We start from the raw sequence: 19,069 nt of genomic DNA on the forward strand, positions 1-19,069 counted from the left end.
ACCTGATCCTCGGATTGGCATCCGAGCGCGACAGCGCTCAAACACTGCCGCTCACCTTCGCTGCGCGGGTGCTGCCGTCGACCGATGACTCGATCGTATACAGCGCTCCATGGAAGGAGATGCTCCCGTCCTCGCTCAAGCTTCCGCCGCGCAGCACGTTGGCGGCGCTCTCGTAGAGAAGAAAGGGAGCGAGGCCGACGGGCAGCTCGCTCGCGAGCGTCCAGGTGCCCTCCGTGCCGCCAGAGGCGATCACGAGGTACTGCTGAGCACCGGACGCGTTGACGAGCACGCCGAGCGTCGAGCCGCTCCGGTCGCGGGACGTCGCGCGGAAGTTGAGGTGGGCAGCGGTGGCGAGCAAGGTGGCAGAGGTGACGGGCTTCTGGGAGGTAGACATGGCTGTGTTTGCACGACTCGGTTGCTGGCTCAGCGACAAGTTCACGGTCCCGTGTCCTGCCGGAGCTGGCTGCTGTCCTCGCTCCCGGCCGTCACGGTCCAGGCTCTCACGCGATCGAGCTCTTTGGCTGCCAGAAGAGCCCATCGTACTTCCGGGGAGATCCCGAGCGGTCCAGCCGCTGGAACGTCTCGCCGAACTTGAGGTTCCGCTGGCGGTCGCGATCGAACGGACCATGCTGGCCGTCCGCCGGCTCGTACATGGCCTCGCTCCTCCCGTGCACCTGGAAGCGCCAGCAGAGCCTCTGTTCCACGCCATCCACGACCCGCGATAAACACGCTTTCATGGCGACCACTTTCCTTGCGCTCAGCCGCACGGACGCGGAAGGCACGCCGGGCGTGCGCTTCCGCATGTGCATGCAGGAGCTGCCTCGAGCGGCCCTTTACGGCGTTGCCTGTCGCTCGAGCCCAACGGGTCCAGGCGGCATCGCTATCGACTTCGCAATCAGCTTTCGCTGCGCGTGCGTCATCATGTACCAGAGAACGAGCCGCGGCACCACGAAAGTTGATAGGCCAGGGGTCGATCTCGTCGATTCGGGGCTTTTCACGATCCTGCGCTTCAGGTACCAGCGGCCAGAGACGACCGTGACCCCTCGGCGCGCGCGGCCGCGGGCTCCAGGCGAGCGACCTGATAGCTCGGGTCGACCTGGAACCATCGCACCGCGAAGCTCGGGCCCACTGAGGACTTGTGACGGTTGTTCTGGGAGAGCTCGCCGAGCGTCACGCTATCGAGGGCCAGCGTGTCGCGCGAGCCGTCGTCGTCGTTGAAGCCGCAGTCGCCGTGGCGGTGGCCGCACGAGCTCACGATGGCGCCGTGCGGCGGCCCCAGGGTCCAGTGGCCCTCTCGCCTGGCGCGGCGCGCGCGCACCGGCGCGCGGCTCGGGCGTCTCGAAGACAAAATAAACGCGGCGGGCCTTCATGGCCCGCCGCGATGTTCCGACTCGACGAAGGAGCGATCAGTAACGACCGCGACCGCCGCCGCCGCCGCCGCCGCCAGCCGGACGCTCCTGGGCCTCGTTCACCTTGAGCGAGCGCCCATCGAGCATCATGCCGTTCAGCTGCGAGATGGCGCTGTTCGCCGCCTGGGCCGAGCCCATCGTGACGAACGCAAACCCGCGCGGCTGGCCGGTCTCGCGATCGGTCGGCATCGAGACCTCGCGGACCTCGCCGCTGCCAGCGAACGCGGCCTCGAGGGACTCGCGGGTGGTGCTGTAGGAGAGATTGCCGACGTAGAGACGATTACCCATGACACGTTACTTTCACGGCTTGCAGCTGCGCTCGTGAGCGCTCTTCGCCTGCCATTCGATGAAGCCGTCGCGGATCGAACGGGGACGTGCCGCGCAGCGAACCCGCGCAGGCACACGGTGCGTCGTCCAGTCATCCGCGCGAGCAACGATCTCCCTCGCGTGGAGGAGAGAGAACGCATCGTGTCGAGAGCCAGTGACGTCGTGAGGGGCCCAAGTTACTCCCTTGGGGCACCAACAGCAAGGAGTGTCTCAGCGATCTTGTCTCTTTCTTTCCGCCCGCAGCGGCAACCAGCGCGTGTTCCCGTGCCGTGATGCGCGCGGGATGCGCCCGGGGGCGCTCAGCAACGTCTGCCGGCGGACGAGCTGGATGCGCGCTCCACTGCACCGGCAGCGGCCTCTCACGCGATCAGGGAGCCCCCGCCGACCGGACGCTCACGTCGGCGGATGAACGCGCGGTCCCATCGCCGGGCGCGGAGCCGCCGCCCGGGTGAGGCTCCGCCGCCCCCATGCTATGGGGCCGCCATGCCGAACACAGCCGGCGACATCGACGTGGAGGCGCTGAACGACCGCCTCGCGCGGGAGCACCCGATCGACGACTACTACGAGCGCTCCCCGCTGCCGATCCGGCTCATCGAACGAAAGCGGCTCGCCATCCTCCGCGACATGCTCGGCGACTGCGCCGGCCTCGATCTCGCCGAGGTCGGCTCGGGCGGCGGGCACGTGCTGCGCCTGTTTCCGCGGGCGCGCATCACGGCCATCGACGTCTCCGACGTCTACCTCGACACCGCCCGCAGGAACCTCGCGGGCTACGACGCCCGCTTCCTCAAGGGCGAGGTCGACAAGCTCGACCTGCCGGCCGCGAGCTTCGACCGCATCCTCTGCACCGAGGTCCTGGAGCACACCGTGGACCCCGCCGCCGTGCTCGCGGCGATCGCGCGCCTCCTGCGCCCCGGCGGCGTGGCCGCGATCACGGTGCCGAACGACCCGCTCATCGCGCGGCTGAAGGGCGTCGTGCGGCGCACGCCCGTCGGCTACCTCCTGCGGGATCGCATCCAGTGGGGCGGCGACGCCTACCACCTGCACCAGTGGACGCCCGAGGAGTTCGGCCGCCTGCTGGCGCGCCATCTGCGGGTGACCGAGCGCCGCGCCGCGCCGCACGACGCGCTGCCGATCCGCGCGTGCTTCCGCTGCGTGCCCCTGTGACTCCGGCCCTGTTTCCGGGCCGCGCCGCGCGCCCGCGAACCGCTGCGCGCTCCGCTACCAGGTAAACTAGGTGAACACGCCATGACCGACGCCCATCATGAGCTTGCTCCGGAGACGCCGATCGAGCTCTCCGTCCTCGTGCCCTGTCTCAACGAGGAGCTGAACATCCCCGAGCTCACCGACCGCATCCTCGGCGTCTTCCGCGAGGGGGCGCTCACGGGCGAGCTCATCCTCGTCGACGACGGCTCGACCGACGGCACCGCCACGACGATCCGCGCGCTCATGGCCGCGCACCCCGGGCTCGTCGTGGGGTGCTTCCACCCGCAGAACCGCGGCATCACGGCGGCGTGGCGCACCGGCGCCGCCGCCGCGCGCGGCAAGCTCGTCGCCACCATCGACGCCGATCTCCAGTACCAGCCCGAGGACCTCCTGCGCCTCCGGCGCGAGCTCTACGAGCACAGCGTCGATGTCGTCCAGGGCTGGCGGAGCGCCGTCGGGCGCCGCAGGGACCGCCGCTACCACCTGAGCCGCGGGCTCAACCACCTCTTGAACACCACCTTCGGCATGTCGCTCCACGACAACAAGAGCGGCTTCGTGATGTGCGCCCGGGAGGTGTTCCAGGATCTCTTGACGTACAAGGGCAGCTATTTTTACTGGCAGTCCTTCATCCTGGTCGCCGCCCACGCCAAGGGCTACTCGTACAAGGAGGTCGAGACGCTCTTCGAGCAGCGGCGGCAGGGCGTCTCCTTCCTCGACCAGGCCGCGGCGCGCGCCGTGGTCAAATCGTTCTACGACCTCGGCAAGGCCGCGTGGGAGTACCGCGTGGACCGGATCCCGCCGGACGTGGCCACTCAGTACCTCCGCCGCAACCCGGTGGTCGACCGCTCGCCGGAGCGCGACCCGCTCTCCACGGCGAGGTGGCGCGCGTACCTGGCCGCGTTCAACCACACCCACTGGATGATCACGCGCGACGTCGAGCACTACTACGAGACGCTGCGCAGGACGCAGTGGCTCACGCCGTCGCAGACCCGCGAGCTCCAGGACGAGAAGCTCCGGCGGCTGCTCCGCCACTGCTACCGCAACGTGCCTTATTACCGCGCTCGCATGCAGGAGCTCAAGCTCCGGCCCGAGGACATCCGTGGCCAGGAGGACCTCCACAAGCTGCCGTTCCTCACCAAGGCGGATATCCGGCGCCACCTCTACTTCGACATCATGTCGGAGAACCACGACAAGGCGCAGGTCCTCAAGATCACGACGAGCGGCTCCACCGGCGAGCCCTTCGTCTGCTACGCGGACCGGGCTCAGCTCGAGTTCCGCTGGGCGGCGACGCTGCGGGCGCAGGAGTGGACGGGCTACCGCTTCGGCGACCCCACGGTGAGGCTCTGGCACCAGACGATCGGCATGACCAAGTGGCAGGCGGCCCGCGAGCGCGCGGACGCCGTCCTCTCGAACCGGACGTTCATCCCCATCTTCGAGCTCTCCGACGACAACCTGGGCGAGATGATCGCGAGGATCGCCGGCGCGCGGCCGGTGCTCATGGATGGCTACGCCGAGGCGCTCGATTTCCTGGCCCATTACGTCAAGAGCACCGGAAAGGTCGCGGCCCGGCCGCGCGCGATCATGTCGAGCGCGCAGACGCTGCCGCTGCCGAGCCGCCGGCTCATCGAGGAGGCGTTCGGCTGCAAGGTCTTCGACAAGTACGGCAGCCGCGAGTTCTCGGGCATCGCGTACGAGTGCGAGGCGCACGAGGGCCACCACGTGGTGGCCGAGGGGTACATCGTCGAGGTCCTGCGCGATGGGCGCCCCGCCGAGCCGGGGGAGATCGGAGAGGTCGTGATCACCGATCTCAACAACTTCTGCATGCCGTTCGTCCGCTACCGCATCGGCGACCTCGCCGAGGCGATGTCCCCGTCCTCGCCGTGCCCCTGCGGCCGGGGGGCGCCGCGCGTCGGCCGCATCGAGGGGCGCGTCCAGTCCATCATCCGGGGGACGGACGGGCGCTACCTGCCCGGCACGTTCTTCGCGCACTACCTCAAGGAGTTCGATTACGCGATCAAGCGCTTCCAGGTGGTGCAGGAAGAGCGCGACGCCATCACGTTCCGCGTGGTCAAGGGCGGGCGGTTCTCGCAGCAGGTCCTGGACGAAGTGCTCGCGACGTTCCGCCATCACCTCGGCGAGCGGATGCGCATCGACGTCGAGTTCGCCGACGACATCGCGCTCGTCCGCACGGGCAAGCACCTCGCGAGCGTCTCGCGCCTCAACGTCGATTTCCAGCGCGCCGCGCCGGCGGAGATCCTCTCGTCCGGCCTGAACGGCGCGGGCGCTTGACCGGCGGCTCCCGATGACAGCGACGAGCCGCCGCGTGGTGACGGTCTCCCGGCCGGGCGTGAGCTACGGGGGCAGCGCGCCGTACGGCCCGCCGAGCCCGGTCTACGAGGCCGTGGAGGCGCTCTTCCGCCGGCTCGGCCTCGACGCGGCCCGCGCCGGCACGCCCGCGTGGAACCCGCTCGGCGACCTGATCGCGCCCGGGGACCGCGTCGTCGTCAAGCCGAACCTCGTCTCCTCGAAGAACCTTCACCAGAAGATCACGGGCGAGCGGCTCGCCGCCTCCAGCACGCACGGCTCGCTGCTCCGGCCCGTGCTCGACTATGCGCTCCGCGCCGCCGGCCCGCGCGGACGCGTGCGCGTCGTCGACTCCCCTGTCGAGGGCTGCGAGATCGAGAAGGTCGCCGGCCCGCTCGGCATCTTCGACGTCATCGATCACCTGAAGGCCCAGGGGCACGACGTCGGTTTCATCGACCTGCGGTATTTCCGGATCGCGCCTGTGTTCGCGCTCGACGACGTGCGCCGCTTCGGCCGCTCGTGGAACCTCGGCCTGCTCCTCCGCCGCCGCCTGCCCGGCGATCCGCGGGGCTACCGGGTCGTCGATCTGGGCTCGAGCAGCTTCTTCGCCGGCGCGGGCGCCCCGCGCGGCGCGGCGCTCCGCTTCCACCGCAGCCATTACGCGACGCCGGTGCCGCACCACACGGGGCAGCGGCACGAGTACAGCATTCCCCAGACGCTCCTCGACGCGGATGTCGTCATCAACCTCCCCAAGCTGAAGACGCACAAGAAGACGGGTATCACGCTGTCGTTGAAGAGCGTGATCGGCCTGACGAACGAGAAGTACTGGCTCCCGCACTTCACCGAGGGTGATCCATCGGTCGGCGGCGACGAGTTCGATCGGCCTCAGGGTCTCGGAGACGCGGTGGAGAACAAGCTCAGCCGGTTCCCGCTCCCCGGCGATCACTCGCTCGTCGCGCGCGCGCCGCGGCTCGGGGCGCCGCCGAAGGTGATCGATGGCAGCTGGGAGGGGAACAACACGCTCTGGCGGACCATCCTGGATCTCAACCGCATCCTGTTCTTCGCGGACCGCGGCGGCGCGCTGCGCGGGGAGCCGCAGCGACGGTACCTGACGATCGTGGACGGCATCGTCGCCGGCGAGGGCGAAGGGCCGCTCGGGGCGACGCCCGTGCGCGCAGGGCTCCTGATCGGCGGTTTCGATCCGGGCCTCGTCGACGCGATCGCCTCGCAGGTGATGGGCTTCGATCCGGCGCGGATACCGCTCGTGCGGGAGTCGCTGGGCGGGGTGTTGCTCCCTGGCAGTCACCTGGAGGGCGTCGAGCACGTCGTCGACGGGCCCGCGCCGACTTACCGGTTCAAGCCGCCCCGCAGCTGGCCGTCGCTGCTCCCCGGCATGGCCGGCGCGGCGGCGTGACGGGAAGAATCCAGTCTGCGTCCCTGTGACACCGCCGCCGGCCGCCGCTGCGCACCCATCGGGATCGAGGATGGACCGCGCGCCGGTTTTTGATTGACGCCGACAATGTGAACGTTCACAATTTGGTCTCCGGGTATCCTTCTGCTTTGCCCTGGGTAGGCCGTCATGGGCCCCGGCTTCTCGTCCTCGTGCGCGTTCACCCTGGCGGCCTCATGCGCGTTCACCCTGGCGGTCGGGCTCTGAGGAGCTCGCTGGCCCGATTGGGCATCCCTCTGGAGACTAGCATGATCACTCACCTCGATTTGCCCTCCCACGCTCTGGCTCCGTCTCGTTCCCTCCTTCGTCTCTCTGCTCTCGGCTGTGTGCTCGCGGCGCTCGCCGGCTGCAGCGGCGGCACGACCGACGACCAGCCCTCCCCTGATGGGATGGGTGGCTCGGAGAATCCGGTGACGGGCGCCAGCAGCGCCAGCAGCACCAGCAGTACGACAGGCACCAGCGGGAGCACTGGTGCGTCGAGCTCCGTCGGGAGCGGGGGAAGCGGTACGACGGGTACCGGCGGGAGCACGTCGGCCTCGGGGAGCGGCGGCGATCCAGGGGACGGTGGTGGAGGCGCAGGCGGCTCCCCGCCGACCTGCGAGTTGCCCACCACGTTCAAGTGGAAGGCGGGGCCTCCGGTGATCAGCCCCAAGCCGCCTGCCGGCCGCAGCTGGGCATCCGTCAAGGACCCGACGATCGTGTTCTTCGACAACAAGTACCACGTGTTTGCCACCGTGTTCGACACCACGTCGGGCAACGGCGGATGGCAGTCCATGTACTCGAACTTCACGGACATCCCTCAGGCGAACGCCGCTGAGCAGCACTACATGGCGAGCTGGCCCACCGGCAGCACGGTCGCGCCCCAGGTCTTCTATTTCCAGCCGCACAAGAAGTGGTACCTCATCTACCAGTGGAACGGCCGGTACTCGACCAACGATGACATCAACAACATGAACGGCTGGAGTCGGCCCCAAGGGCTGCTCCGAGGCGAGCCGAACGGCGCGCTGGACTTCTGGAACATCTGCGACGACAAGAACTGCCATCTGTTCTTCTCGCGGGACGACGGAAAGCTCTACCGCTCCAAGGTCAGCATCGACAAGTTCCCGAATTACGACGGTTACGAGACCGTCATGTCGGCCCCCAGCGCGAGTCTCCTGTTCGAAGCCAGCAACGTCTACAAGGTGGATGGGTCGAACAAGTACCTGCTCATGGTGGAGGCGTACGACAACAGCCCTCGCTTCTTCAGGTCGTGGACGTCCGAGAGCCTCGACGGCCCCTGGGCTCCCCTGGCGGACACCAAGCAGAACCCCTTCGCCGGCCCTGCCAACGTGACCTACGAAGGCCAGGACTGGAGCGACGACATCAGCCACGGCGAGCTGATCCGCTCCGGGCACGACGAGAAGATGACCATCAACCCGTGCGACCTGCGGTTCCTCTACCAGGGCAGAGATCCGAAAGTCGGGGGTGATTACGGCAAGTTGCCCTACAGGCTCGGGATGTTGACGCTCCAGAAGTAGCTCCGCTCCCCTCCAGTTGTGGTTTTACCACCCCGGTAAGCCTGGCGGCCGCTCGGGCCGCCAGGCGAACGCCACCTGGATTCCACCCTCCCATGACCCCCGTTCGTCGCGACGCAAAGACCGCGCTCGACGCGCTCGCGGCGCACACGTTCCCCGGCGGGCAGGTCTGGCAGGACCTCTCGGAGCGCTCATGAAAATCATCCGCTACCTGGACACGAACGGACGCGCCCGCTACGCGAGCGAGCAGGGCGATGGCACGGCCCTGCGCATCGAAGGCGACCCCTTCGCTCACTACACGGTCACACAAGAACGTGCGGAGGTCGCGCGCAGGCTCGCCCCGATCGCTCCCACGCAGATCCTCGGCATCGGCCTGAACTACCGCCGGCACGCCGAAGAGATCAAGGCCAAGCTCCCCGAGCACCCGATCGTCTTCATGAAGGGACTGAACGCCGTCCAGGATCCTGGCGCGCCGATCGTGATTCCGCGTCAGCTGGCGAGCGAGGAGGTCGATTACGAGTGCGAGCTCGCCGTGGTCATCGGCAAAGCGTGCAAGAACGTGAGCCGCGCGCGCGCGCTCGAGCACGTGCTCGGTTACACGTGCGCGAACGACGTGTCGGCTCGCGACTGGCAACTCCGGCGCGGCGGCGGGCAGTGGTGTCGCGGCAAGACGTTCGACACGTTCGCCCCGCTCGGCCCCCGCCTCGTCACCGCGGACGAGGTCGGAGATCCAGGAGCGCTCCGCATCGCCACCCTCCTGAACGGCGAGCGCGTGCAAGACTGGACGACCGGCGACATGATCTTCGGCGTGCCCGAGCTCATCGAGTTCTTGAGCGGCAGCACGACGCTGCTGCCGGGCACCGTGATCCTCACGGGGACGCCGCATGGCGTCGGCATGGCCCGAACCCCGCCGCGCTGGCTGCGCCCGGGAGATCGGGTCGAGATCGAGATCGAGAAGATCGGCGTGCTCGAAAACCACGTCGTCTCCGAACGAGAAGCGTGAATGACGGCGGCCCCGCCGCGCGGGGCGCCGGGCAGCTCGCGGCCCGCTCCTGGGAGCTCCTCGATTTCGTCAGCCGGCCGACCGTTCGGCGCGCGGCGCTCGCGCTCGGAGGTCGGGTCCAGATCCTGCCGGAACGGCTCGCGCCCGCGGCGGCTCGCGCCTGGCGCCAAGGTCACACATGGCCCGCGTGGCGCGGGGGAGCCTCCCGCCGCTGGCTCGCACCGGGCGAGCCAATCGCCCTGATCGTCGAGGCCTGGTAGAGCGACGCCGGGAGCGCGTTCCGAGGAATTTCCGGCGATCGGCATCGTGGCCGGCGCGTCCCGCGCGCCGGTTTTCAATTGACGCCGTAGATGTGAGCGCTCACAATTTGGCTCGGAGATTCCTCCGCTTTGCCCTGGGTAGGCCGCCATGCGGCACCGGGCCCTTCGTCCTCGTCCTCGTGCGCGTCAACCTTGACAGTCGGGCTCTGAGGAGCTCGCTGCCCGATCGGGCATCCCTCTGGAGACCAGCATGATCACTCCCTTCGATTTGCCTCGCCAATCTTTGACTCCGTCCCGTTCCCTCCTTCGTTTGTCTGCCCTCGGCTGTGTGCTCGCCGCGCTCGCCGGTTGCGCCAGCGACACGGGGGACGACCAGCCGTCCAGTGGTGGTACGGGTGGCTCGGAGAACCCGACGACGGGCGCCAGCAGCACGACAGGCGCGGGCGTGAGCACGAGCACGAGCGGCACGGGTGGATCAGGCCCCGGCACGAGCACGAGCACGAGCAGCGGAAGCGACCCGGGCACGGGCGGCGACCCGACGGGTGGGACCGGGGGGAGCGGCGGCGCTCCGGGGGACGGCGGCGGCGGCGCGGGCGCGGGCGGTTCGCCGCCCGTGACCTGCGACCTGCCCACCACGTTCAAGTGGAAGTCGGGGGCTCCGGTGATCAACCCCAAGTCGACTGCCGGTCGCAACTTCGTCTCCATCAAGGACCCGACGATCGTGTTCCACGACGGCAAGTACCACGTATTTGCCACCGTGTACGACACGGCGGGCAACGGGGGGTGGAGCTCCGTGTACTTGAACTTCACCGACTTCGCTCAGGCGGCCTCCGCGCAGCAGCAGCACATGGCGGGCTGGCCCACCGGCGGCACGGTCGCGCCCCAGGTCTTCTTTTTCCGGCCGCACAACAAGTGGTACCTCATCTTCCAGTGGAACGGCCGGTACTCGACCAACGACGACATCAACAACGTCAACGGCTGGAGCCGGCCCCAGCCGCTGCTCAAGGGCGAGCCAGGCCAGATGGGGAACACCCTTGGCGCGCTGGACTTCTGGAACATCTGCGACGACAAGAACTGCCATCTGTTCTTCTCGCGGGACGACGGGAAGCTCTACCGCTCCAAGGTCAGCATCGATAAATTCCCGGCTTTCGATGGGTACGAAACCGTCATGTCGGCTCCCACCAACGGGCTCCTGTTCGAGGCCAGCAACGTCTACAAGGTGGATGGCACGAACAAGTACCTGCTCATGGTCGAGGCGTTCGACAACAGCCCTCGCTTCTTCAGGTCGTGGACCTCCGAGAGCCTCGACGGCCCCTGGGCTCCCCTGGCGGACACCAAGCAGAAGCCCTTCGCCGGCCCTGCCAACGTGACGTTCGAAGGCGGAAAGTGGAGCGACGACATCAGCCACGGTGAGATGATCCGCTCCGGGAGCGACGAGCGAATGACCATCAACGCGTGCAACATGCAGTTCCTCTACCAGGGCAGGGATCCGAACGCCGGAGGGGCTTACGAAAGATTGCCGTACAAGCTGGGTCTGATCACGCTCGAGAAGTGACGCCGCGCCCCTCCTCGAGCTCTCGGGAGGGACGTCCAGGCAGAAGCGCCGATCTCCCGATCGGCGCCTCCCCGGCGGGCCCGGGCCGACATCGGCCAGGGCCTGGATCGGGGCAAACCATCGATGCGTCCGGGGCGCCGCGCACGCAGGATCCGCGGCCTGAATCCAGGGGATCGCTGGACGAACGGCATTCTCCGTCTATCCTTGAGCGGTGCGCTCGGGGGAGCTCTTGGGGGGGCGCTTCCGCGTCGAAGCGCTCGCGGAGAGCGGAGGCATGGGCGCGGTCTACCGCGCCTGGGACGTCACCACCGGAAGGCGGGTCGCCGCCAAGGTGCTGCACGATCCGTCGCCGCACCACCTCGCGCGCTTCGCGCGGGAGGCCGAGCTCCTCGCCCGTCTCGCACACCCCGGGATCGTCCGGTACGTCGCCTACAGCGCCGCGCGCGAGAGCACGCCCTTCCTGGTCATGGAATGGCTGGAGGGAGAGGACCTCTCCCGGCTCCTCTCGCGCCGGCGGCTCTCGGTCGCCGAGACCGTGGAGCTCGGGGCGCGCGTCGCCGCGGCCCTGGGCACCGCCCACGCGCTGGGGATCGTCCACCGCGATCTCAAGCCGGCCAACATCTTCCTCGTCGGCGGACGGGTCGAGGAGCCCAGGCTCCTCGATTTCGGGGTCGCCCGCCTCCCGGACATGGCGCCGATCACCGGCGCCGGGGTGCTGGTCGGCACGCCCGACTACATGGCCCCGGAGCAGGCGCGCAGCGGCGATGAGGTCGGCGCGCCCGCCGACATCTTCTCGCTCGGCTGCGTGCTCTTCCAGTGCGTCACCGGCGCGCCGCCGTTCCAGGCCGATCACCTGGTCGCCCTGCTCGCCAGGATCATCTTCGACGATCCGCCGCGCCTGGCGGAGCGCTGCCCCGGCGCGCCCCCGTGGCTCGACGCGCTGGTCTCGCAGATGCTCGAGAAGGATCCGGCGCGGCGCCCGCGCGACGGGGCCGCGGCCCACGCCGCGCTCGCGGCGCAGGAGGTCCACGGCGGGTCGATCTCGGGACCGACGAGCTCCGCCCTCACCAGCTGCGAGCGCCGCTTCCACGGCGTCGCGGTGATCGGCCGCGCGTCAGCGTCCGCGCTGGACGTCACCCTCTCGCTCTGCGAGGCGAACGCGGACGCCGGCGCGCTCCGGGAGGTCGCCGCCCGCTTCGAGGGGCGCCTGGAGCTGCTCGCGGACGGTACGGCGGTGCTCATCGTCGGCCGCCCGCACGTGCCCACCGACGTCGCCGCGCAGCTCGCGCGCTGCGCGCTGGCGCTGCGGGAGCGCGTCCCCGATCGCCCGATCGCGATCACGGTCGGCTGGGGCGAGCTCGGGCGCGGCCTGCCGGTCGGCGACGCGATCCAGCGCGCGGCGGGGCTGCTCCGGAGCGCGGGCCGCGCGGGCGCGCCGCAGATCCTCCTCGACAGGACCACCGCCGGGCTGCTCGAGGCCCGCTTCGAGGCCGCGATCACCGCGTCCGGCGCCGTCGAGCTGCGCGGCGAGCGCAGCGCCGCCGAGCCGTGGCGCCCGCTCCTCGGCAGGCCCACGCCCTGCGTCGGCCGCGATCACGAGCTCCGCCTGCTGGAGCAGACCTTCGCCGCCTGCGCCGGCGAGCCCGCCGCCCGGGCGGTGCTCGTCATCGGCGCCGCGGGCATGGGCAAGTCCCGCCTGCTCCAGGAGCACCTCGCGGCCCTCCGGCGCGCCCGCGCGCCCGCGGAGATCTGGGCGGGGCTCGGGGATCCGCTGCGCGCGCGCTCCATCGGCGGCCTGCTCGCGGAGGTGATCCGGGGCGCGGCGGGGATCCAGGGAGGCGAGCCGATCGAGGAGCGGCGCGCGCTCCTCCGGGCCCGCGTCGCCCGCCGCGCGCCCGAGGCCGAGCGGCGCCGGATCGAGGAGTTCCTCGGAGAGCTCGCCGGCGTCCCCTTCCCCGACGAGGACAGCCTCCCGCTCCGCGCCGCCCGGCAGGATCCCGAGCTGCTCGGCGAGCAGATGCAGCGCGCGCTGCGCGATTTTCTGCGCGCCGAGTGCGCGGCCCAGCCGGTGGTGCTCGCGCTGGAGGACGTGCACTGGGCCGATCGCGCCTCGGTCGCGGCCATCGACGCGGCGCTGCGCGAGCTCGCGGACCAGCCGCTCGTCGTGCTCGCCACCGCGCGCCCCGAGATCAAGCAAGCCTACCCCGATCTCTGGGGCGAGCGCGGGCGGCAGGAGATCTGGCTCAGGCAGCTCTCGCCGAGGGCGTGCGCGCAGCTCACGCGCGAGGCGCTGGGCGGCGCGGCCGACGGGGCGCTCGTCGATCGTCTGGTCACCCAGTCCGAGGGCCAGCCCTTCTTCCTCGAGGAGCTGATCCGCGCGACGGCGGAGGGCCGGGGCGAAGCGCTGCCCGACACCGTGGTGGCGATGGTGCAGGTCCGGCTGGAGGCGCTCCCGCCGCCTGCGCGCCGGATCCTGCGCGCCGCCAGCGTGCTCGGCGAGGTGTTCTGGCGAGGCGCCGTCGCGCACCTGCTCGGCGGCGACGCCGCGCTGCTCGCGGATCACCTCGCCGCGCTCGTCACCGGGGAGCTCTGCGTCCGCCGCCGCGAGAGCCGCTTCCCCGGCGAGGAGGAGTACTGCTTCCGCCAGGCGCTCCTGCGCGAGGGCGCTCACGCGCAGCTCACCGAGGACGATCGAGCGCTCGGCCACCGCCTCGCCGCCGAGTGGCTCGAGGCCGCGGGCGAGGCCGATCCGCTGGTGCTCGCGGCGCACTGCGAGCGCGGCGGCCTGACCGCCCGGGCGGCGTCGCTGCTCGTCCGAGGCGCCGAGCTCGCGGCCGCGCGCCGGGCCTACCTCGACGCCGAGGGCTGCTACGGGCGCGCCGAGGCGCTGGTCGGCGCGCTGCTCCCTGCGGCGCGCCACGCGCGGGGCCTCGCGCGCTTCCGGCTCGGGCGGCACACCGAGGCCCTCGCCGACCTCGCCGCGGCGCGCGAGGAGGCGACCGAGGCGTCGGAGCCAGGGGCGGAGATCGAGCTCCTCCTCGATGAGGCCATGATCCTCGACTGGACAGGCGACTACCGGGCCGCGAGCGAGCGGGTCGAGGCCGCCGAGCGCCTCGCCGGCTGGGTGGACTCCCCCCTGCTCGGCGCCCGCCTGCTCCTCGGCATGGGCCGCTCGCTCCACCGGGACGACCGCGAGGACGAGGCCGCCATGGTGCTGTCGCGCGCCGCGGAGCAAGCCGCGCGGCTCGGGGACGAGGGCTATGAGACACACATCATCGCCCGGCTGCTGCTCGGCTTCATCCTGGCCAGCCTCGGCCGGGTCGACGAGGCGGCGCGGGACCTCGACGCGGTGATCCGGAGCTGCGAGGAGCGCAGCGATCTCATGCACCTCGGCGCAGCGCTGAACAACCGCGCGCTCGCGCGGGCCCTCCAGGGCGACCGCGCCGGGATGATCGCCGACCTCGAGCGCACCCTCGCGCTCGGGCGCGACCTCGGCCAGCCCGCGTTCGAGCTCGTCGGCCGCTACAACCTCGCCGAGTACCTGTATCTGATGGACGATCTCGAGGCCGCGGCGCCCCACGCGCGCGCCGTCCAGGCGATGGGGCCGCGCTGCGACGAGCACCACGCGCCGATCGCCGTGGCGCTCCTGACCGCCCGCCTGCGCCTCTACCAGGGCGACGAGGCGGGCGCCCGCGGGATCGCCCTGCGGCTGCGCGCGGCGCAACAGGAGGCCGGCGGCGACGCGCTGAAGCCCTCGGAGGACGTGCTCTGCTCGATGATCGAGCTCGCGACGCGCGACGACGACGGCGCCGCGTGGGCCGCGCTCGAGGAGCGCTCCGCGCGCTGCTCGGTAGGACAGGAGCGGATCGAGGTGCTCGAGGCGCGGGCCCTCGCCGCCTTCCGTCGCGGCCGGTACGTCGATGCCCGGTTGCAGATCGAGCGCGCCCTCGCGGCCGCCTCCACCACGCCGACCGTCATGGGCAGTCGCCTCCGTCGCTGGCACACGGAGCTGACGGCGCTGTCACAATCGGACGCCCCGGACACCCACCCTCGTCGCCGCTGAATCACCTTGCACGGGCGTGATAATGCGAAAAGATAGAATATTGAACCCGTAGTCAACCTATGGGCGATGTTGGTGAGCCCGCGCTCGCGCGCCGCGCGCAGGGAGCCGCCGGGTATGCGCCAGAAATGGGGGGGAACCCATGTCGCTCAAGGAGACATTCATCGTGCTTGTCGGGGCCGGGGTGCTGTCGGGCTGCGCCGCGGAGGTGGGGGACACCGAGGCGCCGGATGAGCTCGTGGGGGAATCCCAGGGAGCCCTGCTGGGCGACAACGCGCTCGGCGCGAACGCCCTGAACCTCAATGCCTTGAACCTCAACGCCTTGAACCTCAACGCCCTGAACCTCAACGGTCTCAGCGCGCAAAACCTCGCCGCGATCCGGGATCCCGGCGCGAACGGCGCGCTGGCGCGCGAGTTCATGCGGTATGCGACGAGCTGTGCCCTGAGGAGCACAGAGTACTTCGCCTTCTCGTGGACGGACTCCGGCGGCACCGTCCACAACGAGCGCTACCCCGGGCTGCTCGGCGCCGCGCCCACCTGGGCGAGCGGGCCGCTCGACGAGCTCGGGCAGCGCATGGTCTCCAGCTGCGTGGCGGCGCGCGTGAACTACTATCGAATACCGGTCCTCCTCTCCGCCCGCTCGCTGCGGGATCCGCTGAAGACGCTCTCCTCCAGCCAGGAGCTCATCGATTATCCGGACGTCGAGGGGGCCTTCTGGGGCAACCTGTTCGCGGCGCAGCCCTACGTCAACGCTTGCTACAACAGCGCGACGGTCGCCAACTCGCGCGCCTACCAGCGTGACTGCGCCGCGGGCCACCTCATGTCCGATGGCCAGCTCGTCGGGTGCGGCGTGATCCGCATGGTCGGACCCTGCAGCGGGGTCTGCCAGAGCCTCAACGGGGCCGGCCAGTACTACCCGTCCTGCGTCGACCGCCCCGGCCAGAGCACCGCGACCGTCAAGGAGGTGATCACCACCGCCTTGCCCTGACCGGCATGTTGTTGAGCTGGCGTCGCTCTTCCAGCGAAGATGGGTTAACAGGCAAACACGTAACACGACTCACAGTCAGTGAGTTGACGCTCGACAATCTGCACGCGCTTTACTCGCGTGCAGTGCCCGAGGTAACCTGCCGGAATGGGGATCTCGCTGACCCCCGTGGGAGGCGTCGATGCGGTTCTCGCTGTTGCCTGTTCTGCTCGCGTTCTGTATGGGGGGCTGCTCCTGCGGGAGCGACACTGAGGCGGAGGGGCTGCCTACGGGCAGCACAGGTGTCGTTCCAGGCAGCACAGGCGGTGCAGATGGCGGAGGTGGCGCAGGTAGCACAGGCGGCGCAGGTGGCGGACAGGTAGTGTGCATCCCAGGGCTGCAGTCGATCGCCCTGTCGCCTGACAACTCCACGGTGGAGATCGATGGCCGCTCCGCTGCGCCGATCACCTTCACGGCCACGGGGACGCTCTCCGACGGCACCACGAGGGCGCTCGAGCCGGGGGCGCTCACCTGGTCAGCCACGCGCGGCGACGACACGCCTCCGGGGACGGTCGCGGGCGGTGTTCTGGCGCCTTTCGCCTCAGCGGGCGGCACGGTGCGCGTCACTGCGAGCGATGGATGCGTGACGGGAGAGACGACCGTCGTGCTCCACCTGAGCGCGGTCCTCGGTACGCCGAGCGATCAAGGCGCCTGGGCGGGCACCCCTGTCACGGGCGCTCCCGCGCCAAGCATCGTTTACCCGAGCGACCAAACGCGCTTTCCGCGGAACGTCTACCGCACGCTGTTCCAATGGCGGAGCCAGGGGTTCACGGAGTTCCGGCTCGTATTCACGGGCGCGAGCTCTACGGTCACCATCTTCACGGACGGCGCGCACGGCCTCTGCGAGGGGGCCAGCCCCGCCGCCGGGTGCTGGGAGGTGGACGAGGCGACCTGGAACTACATCGCTGGCTCCAATGCCGGCGGGACCGCGACGTGGACGGTCGACGCGCTCGATACCTCGACGACGCCCGCCACCGTGCGCCGCTCGGCCGCCGTCGAGATAGGCTTTTCCAGGCAGGACGTGAAGGGCGCGATCTTCTACTGGTCGACGACCTCTGCCGGAGTGCGGCGGGGGAAGATCTCTCGCCAGACTCCGGAGGACTACATCGTTGGCAAGCCCCCGACGACGTACTCCGACGGCGACAAGGTCAAGTGCGTCGCATGCCACGTGGTCTCGCGCGATGGCAAGTACATGGCAGCCCCTGTGTCCGCCAACTCCGGGAACAGCCTGTGGATCCTCGGGATAACGCCGGACGCGCCGCCCGACCCGCTCGTCAAGAGCGTAGAGAACACGGACGGCCACGTCTTTGCGACGATCTCGCCCGATGACGCGCGGGTCGTCGCCGCGTCGAAGGGAGCCATGTGGATGGTCGAGCGGGAGACCGGCGCCTATGTCAACGATCTCCCGACCGGTGCGCTGAAGGGGACGCATCCGGACTGGTCACCCCTCGGGACGGAGGTCGTCTTCGCCACGGGCGACGGCGACGCTCCCGGCGGCGCATCGCTCGCGCATATTCCGTACAGCAACGGCACCTGGGGGCAGGCATCGGTCCTGCTCGCGCCGCCCGCCAAGAAGACCAACCTCTTCCCGAGCTTCTCTCCGGACGCGGCATGGATCGCGTTCTCGCAGGGGAAGGGCGGCCACGGTGACAACACGGCCCAGCTCATGGTCCTCGGCGCGAGCGGCGGCCAGCCGGTGGAGCTCCTCAACGCGAACCGCGTCACATCGAACCAGATGACCGACGGGCAGTATCAGAACAGCCAGCCGACCTGGGCGCCGCCAGGCGATCTCAACTGGATCGCGTTCAACACGAAGCGGGAGTACGGCGTCGTCCGTCCCGAGGGGACCCAGCAGATCTGGGTGGCCGCTATCGACGTCCAGAAGGCTGATGCAGGCCAGGATCCGAGCTACCCGGCGTTCCGCGTCCCGTTCCAGGGTCTCGACGAGAACAACCACCGCGCCTACTGGACCCTCGACATCAACGAGGACAACAGCGGCGGGGGCGGGAGCGGCGGCGCGGGGGCGGGGGGCGCGGGGGCGGGGGGAAGCCCGACGGAGCCCGTATGCTCGGAGATCCTCGACGTGGGTGAGATCTGCGATGCCGTGAACGACTGTTGCCAGACCGGTTCTTACTGCGACACAGTCGATGATGGCGTGACGTACACCTGCATCGCATCGATCAGGTAGTCGCGCTGGCGCGCATGGGCGCCGGCCTCGCCGGGACGTGACGAGTGCGTCCTCAAAAGGCGCCCACCTCGCCGAGCAGCGTCCCGTTCTCGATCAGGTCCACATGGCCCCGAGGGGTCGACTCGCCCGCCGCCCAGCGCGATTCGACGGAGAGCTCGAATGCGCCGCCGCACCCGGCGCAGCTGTCCCCCGATCCGCGGCCGGCGTACACGTCCGGGAACGGGTTCTCGTCGAAGAGGAAGGACAGGCGAAGGTGCGCGGCCCCGTCGTCGCCCCGGTAGAGCGCCCCGCGCTGCTCGTTGTCGAGGATGCCGTCGCTGCTCGATAGATGCCCGAGCACGAGGATCTGCAGATACGCGTCGGAGCACTCCCTGCTGCGATCGATGTACGCCACGACCGGTGAGCTCTCGGTGTCGGCGACGAGGGACCAGCTCACGGCGCTCGTCGTCCCGTTGGCCCATGTCACGTCGAAGCTCCCGGCCCCCCCGGTCGCGTCGATGGCCTCCTGGCCGCTCACACCGAGGGGCGTCGGGTCGGAGAGGGCATGCTCCACGGCCTGCCCCGTTGACTGCGGGAGGAAGTCGCAGGGATCGGCGGCGACCTCCCCCGTCTGTCCCCCGCGCGTGCACCCGATGAGCAGCCCCGCCACGAGCCAGCAAGCAAGCCGTACGTTCATCGCAGCCTCCATCGACATCCACTTGCCGCGGCGCAGGAGCCCCCGCAAGCGCCGCGTAGCGCAGTTACGCATTATCTATCGCTCCGATGTGCTATG

At 70.0% G+C, this 19,069-nt stretch carries 14 protein-coding genes; 9 read left to right on the plus strand and 5 right to left on the minus strand.

What is annotated here, in order from left to right:
- Window positions 1–37: 37 nt before the first annotated feature.
- The 4 genes from WMF45_RS43240 to WMF45_RS43255 form a co-directional block, all read right to left on the minus strand.
- Entirely contained in the window at window positions 38–394 is a 357-nt protein-coding gene (locus WMF45_RS43240; protein ID WP_437712398.1) for a hypothetical protein, read from the minus strand.
- A gap of 106 nt (window positions 395–500) precedes the next feature.
- The gene (locus WMF45_RS43245) at window positions 501–737 is read right to left on the minus strand and encodes a hypothetical protein (RefSeq protein WP_437546357.1); all 237 of its coding nucleotides are present in this window, start codon (window positions 735–737) and stop codon (window positions 501–503) included.
- 272 nt (window positions 738–1,009) lie between these two features.
- A complete protein-coding gene (locus tag WMF45_RS43250; protein WP_437712400.1) occupies window positions 1,010–1,318 on the minus strand; it encodes a hypothetical protein in 309 nt (102 codons plus the stop codon).
- An 88-nt stretch (window positions 1,319–1,406) separates the two neighbouring features.
- Complete coding sequence (locus WMF45_RS43255) at window positions 1,407–1,697, minus strand: RNA recognition motif domain-containing protein (RefSeq protein WP_437546361.1); 291 nt, start codon at window positions 1,695–1,697, stop codon at window positions 1,407–1,409.
- Between the two features lie 522 nt (window positions 1,698–2,219).
- On the opposite strand from WMF45_RS43255, the gene WMF45_RS43260 reads away from it, so the two are divergent.
- The 9 genes from WMF45_RS43260 (at window position 2,220) to WMF45_RS43300 (ending at window position 18,297) form a co-directional block, all read left to right on the plus strand.
- Window positions 2,220–2,900 (plus strand): methyltransferase domain-containing protein, encoded by a 681-nt coding sequence (locus WMF45_RS43260; RefSeq protein ID WP_437712402.1) that lies wholly within the window; start codon window positions 2,220–2,222, stop codon window positions 2,898–2,900.
- 81 nt (window positions 2,901–2,981) lie between these two features.
- Window positions 2,982–5,228, plus strand: coding sequence for a glycosyltransferase (locus WMF45_RS43265; RefSeq protein ID WP_437712404.1), 2,247 nt, complete (start codon window positions 2,982–2,984; stop codon window positions 5,226–5,228).
- A gap of 34 nt (window positions 5,229–5,262) precedes the next feature.
- Entirely contained in the window at window positions 5,263–6,657 is a 1,395-nt protein-coding gene (locus tag WMF45_RS43270) for a DUF362 domain-containing protein (RefSeq protein ID WP_437712406.1), read from the plus strand.
- 284 nt (window positions 6,658–6,941) lie between these two features.
- Complete coding sequence (locus tag WMF45_RS43275; protein WP_437712408.1) at window positions 6,942–8,210, plus strand: non-reducing end alpha-L-arabinofuranosidase family hydrolase; 1,269 nt, start codon at window positions 6,942–6,944, stop codon at window positions 8,208–8,210.
- A gap of 190 nt (window positions 8,211–8,400) precedes the next feature.
- Complete coding sequence (locus WMF45_RS43280; RefSeq protein ID WP_437712410.1) at window positions 8,401–9,210, plus strand: fumarylacetoacetate hydrolase family protein; 810 nt, start codon at window positions 8,401–8,403, stop codon at window positions 9,208–9,210.
- A 570-nt stretch (window positions 9,211–9,780) separates the two neighbouring features.
- Window positions 9,781–11,025: a non-reducing end alpha-L-arabinofuranosidase family hydrolase gene (locus WMF45_RS43285; RefSeq protein ID WP_437712412.1), complete on the plus strand. Its 1,245-nt coding sequence runs from the start codon at window positions 9,781–9,783 to the stop codon at window positions 11,023–11,025.
- Window positions 11,026–11,236: 211 nt separating this feature from the next.
- Entirely contained in the window at window positions 11,237–15,088 is a 3,852-nt protein-coding gene (locus WMF45_RS43290) for a serine/threonine-protein kinase (RefSeq protein WP_437712414.1), read from the plus strand.
- A gap of 139 nt (window positions 15,089–15,227) precedes the next feature.
- Window positions 15,228–16,073 (plus strand): hypothetical protein, encoded by an 846-nt coding sequence (locus tag WMF45_RS43295; protein WP_437712416.1) that lies wholly within the window; start codon window positions 15,228–15,230, stop codon window positions 16,071–16,073.
- Between the two features lie 358 nt (window positions 16,074–16,431).
- On the plus strand, window positions 16,432–18,297 hold the full coding sequence (locus WMF45_RS43300) for a TolB family protein (RefSeq protein WP_437712418.1): 1,866 nt from the start codon (window positions 16,432–16,434) through the stop codon (window positions 18,295–18,297).
- 52 nt (window positions 18,298–18,349) lie between these two features.
- Here the strand turns inward: WMF45_RS43300 and WMF45_RS43305 are convergent, their stop codons facing one another.
- Window positions 18,350–18,973, minus strand: a complete 624-nt coding sequence (locus tag WMF45_RS43305) for a hypothetical protein (protein ID WP_437712420.1) — start codon at window positions 18,971–18,973, stop codon at window positions 18,350–18,352.
- Window positions 18,974–19,069: the final 96 nt, after the last annotated feature.

It is taken from the genome of Sorangium sp. So ce448 (genome assembly GCF_051520915.1).
Classification (GTDB): Bacteria; Myxococcota_A; Polyangia; order Polyangiales; family Polyangiaceae; genus Sorangium; species Sorangium cellulosum_B.